Origin of the sequence: Lentilactobacillus dabitei, from assembly GCF_019061365.1 — a bacterium.
Taxonomy (GTDB): Bacteria; Bacillota; Bacilli; order Lactobacillales; family Lactobacillaceae; genus Lentilactobacillus; species Lentilactobacillus dabitei.
The window spans coordinates 1,333-3,772 of record NZ_JAHPPD010000145.1 but is presented as its reverse complement, the minus strand read 5'-3'; the positions used below and the strand labels follow the sequence as shown (position 1 = coordinate 3,772).

The following is a 2,440-nucleotide window of genomic DNA, read 5'->3' as shown; positions in this document are numbered from 1 at the left end:
TTTATTTTAGCTGAAAGTTGTCGTTATTTTCTCTTACTTTATCTCTTTTTCAGAAATTGGGTCAAAAAATGGTCAACAAGGTTCTCGAAGGCAAAAATATCCGCTTGCGTATATATTATTCGAGGTAATGATAATGGATCAAAACGAATTAATTAATAACAAATTGTACTTACGTTATTAAATTGATGATTCAATTGTGATTGTCGAAGAACCATTCGAAATTGAAATGTTAACAGACCTGCCCGGCTGGCTCTCACTAAATTTCACCTCACAAAAAAAGCCTCGCATACTGGCGTACCAGCCACATTAAATGTGGAGCGAGGGGATTGATATCTATGACTTACTTATACTCTTCTAGAATTAGAGTGTCAATGTTTATCTCTTAAATACAAAAAGCCCACCCCGAATTAACGAGGTGGTCTTCTGACATACTTTATTTAATTTCTTTGATTAAGTCTACATAATCCTTGTTGGCCGTTAAATAACCAACCTGCGTTTTGAGTGAGTAGATGTCACCGTCTTTAACTGCGACTCCATAGAAACGGCTTCCCTTGGCCAAACGCACATACCGTCTGTTTTTATCGCCTTTTAGCGGGAGCTTATTATAAGCATGAATCAAATCAGTTTTAACTTCATACAGACCTTTGGCAGTGTAATATTCTGGTTTAATCGGGGTGGCTGATTTGCCGTTTGACTTCAATAAGTTTTTGAAATCATAGCTGGCATCAAGCGACATTCCTTTAAACCGATCAGTGTATTGCCAGATATCTACATGATTAATTCCTGGCTGTGAAGTGCCGTAAGCTGCTACCCATAACTTAGCATACTTGTGTAGCTTTGCTTGATTAATCCGGCCTTCTTTAAACCATGAAGTGGAACCGTAAACCATTAAGTTGTGGTAGCCATTGGCATAGAGATAGCCTAGGAACTTATTGATGCCGGCAGTACATTTTTGCGGTAAATCTGGGGCTTCCACATCAAGTGCCAGCCAAGTTGCTTTGTCTAAACCCATTTTCTTAACTTTATCTAGGAAATATTGAGCTTCATTAGTGCCATAATGCCAAAAATGATAGGCAGCTACCACACCAAACGCTTTATAAGCATTAGCAATTTGGTTAGCGGCTTTAGGTGAAGTGTAATGGGATCCTTCTGTTAACTTAACAATTGCACCAGAAACGCCGTGAGATTTTAATCCGTTAAAAAAAGAAAGAGAATCGGATTGGTATGCGGAAGTGTCAACAACAATTGAATGTGCCATTATTTCTCAACCTCGCCTTCCAATTTTGCAATATCACTTGCACCGTCACTTTCTACAGTATCGGTGCTATCTGATTTTGAAGCATCTGCTGTGGCATTCGTGTTATCGGTTGTTGGTTGAGCATCGACTTCGGACTTATCTTCAACAACGTCAGAGCTAGGAGTTGTAATGACAGGGGTAACATCTTTACCTGCGTTCTTATAGTCTTGATAAATGTTTTCAATGAGTCCTTTAACCAATCCTGATTTAGCCCACGTGTAACCACGATCGCTAGCAAAAGTTAATGCTTCGTTAAGCACGGCATCGAACCGGTCTTGCTTACTTAACGCTGCTACCTGGGCATATCGGGCAACCAGTCCTTCAATTGCGGTTAAAAGCGATTTCTCTTGGGCGGTCTTAGCGTGTGCTTGAGCAAGTGGCAAAACCGCTTTCCAAACGGCTAGAATAAAAGCAATCCCTGCAGCAAAAATACCAGTTGACTGACCATAATTAAAAATCTTAGTTAAAATTGCAATCATTATTTAGCTACCTCCTGATTATCATTTTTTTCCCAAATCGTTAGCAACGTCTTTGATGACTTTACCATCAGCTTTTAACAAATCTGTTTCGGTGTCTGCTTCCAAAGATTTGATAAGTTCCTTAACTTCATTTTTGAGTTGAGTGGGAACTTTCTCGATATCCTTACCACCGTCTAAAACATTAGAAGCAAACAATAAAGCCAAAGTTGAATAGTTTTTCTTTAACATATCAGAGATCTCCTTTATTTAACATTCCAAATTTACTGCGATACTCATCATTTTCCTGTTTAAGTGCCCGATTGGTTTCCTTCAATCGCAGATTGGATTCACGCAAACGCCGATTAGATTCACGCAAACTACGATTCTCTTCCTCCTTTAAGGCGATTTGTTGACCTAATTGTTTTTGCATTTGGTCCTTTTCTTTTGATAATTGGTCGAAATCAGCTTTCAAGTCTTGATACTTATTTTGCATATTTTTCATAGCATCGTCCGAGGTCTCCTTCACTTTTTGAATCAGCCAGTCGTCTAACTTACGACGGTCTTCATCGTCTTGACGCGCATCTTTTTTATGTTCATGAATGATTGCCCAGATGGTTCCAATTAACGTGGCTAGACCGCCTAGGCCGCCTAAGCTGATCATATCTGAAACAACCTGTTTAACATC

At 39.2% G+C, this 2,440-nt stretch carries 4 protein-coding genes; all 4 read right to left on the bottom strand.

Annotated features, from left to right (window positions below):
- Positions 1 to 433 precede the first annotated feature (433 nt).
- The gene (locus tag KTE19_RS13155; protein WP_217342471.1) at positions 434 to 1,258 is read right to left on the bottom strand and encodes a GH25 family lysozyme; all 825 of its coding nucleotides are present in this window, start codon (positions 1,256 to 1,258) and stop codon (positions 434 to 436) included.
- On the bottom strand, positions 1,258 to 1,776 hold the full coding sequence (locus KTE19_RS13150) for a hypothetical protein (RefSeq protein WP_217342470.1): 519 nt from the start codon (positions 1,774 to 1,776) through the stop codon (positions 1,258 to 1,260). Before KTE19_RS13150 ends, KTE19_RS13155 begins: the two co-directional genes overlap by 1 nt.
- Positions 1,777 to 1,797: 21 nt before the next feature.
- Positions 1,798 to 2,004 (bottom strand): CD1375 family protein, encoded by a 207-nt coding sequence (locus KTE19_RS13145; RefSeq protein ID WP_217342469.1) that lies wholly within the window; start codon positions 2,002 to 2,004, stop codon positions 1,798 to 1,800.
- A 1-nt stretch (position 2,005) separates the two neighbouring features.
- A partial coding sequence (locus KTE19_RS13140) for an SH3 domain-containing protein (protein ID WP_217342468.1) occupies positions 2,006 to 2,440 on the bottom strand: 435 nt, incomplete at its 5' end.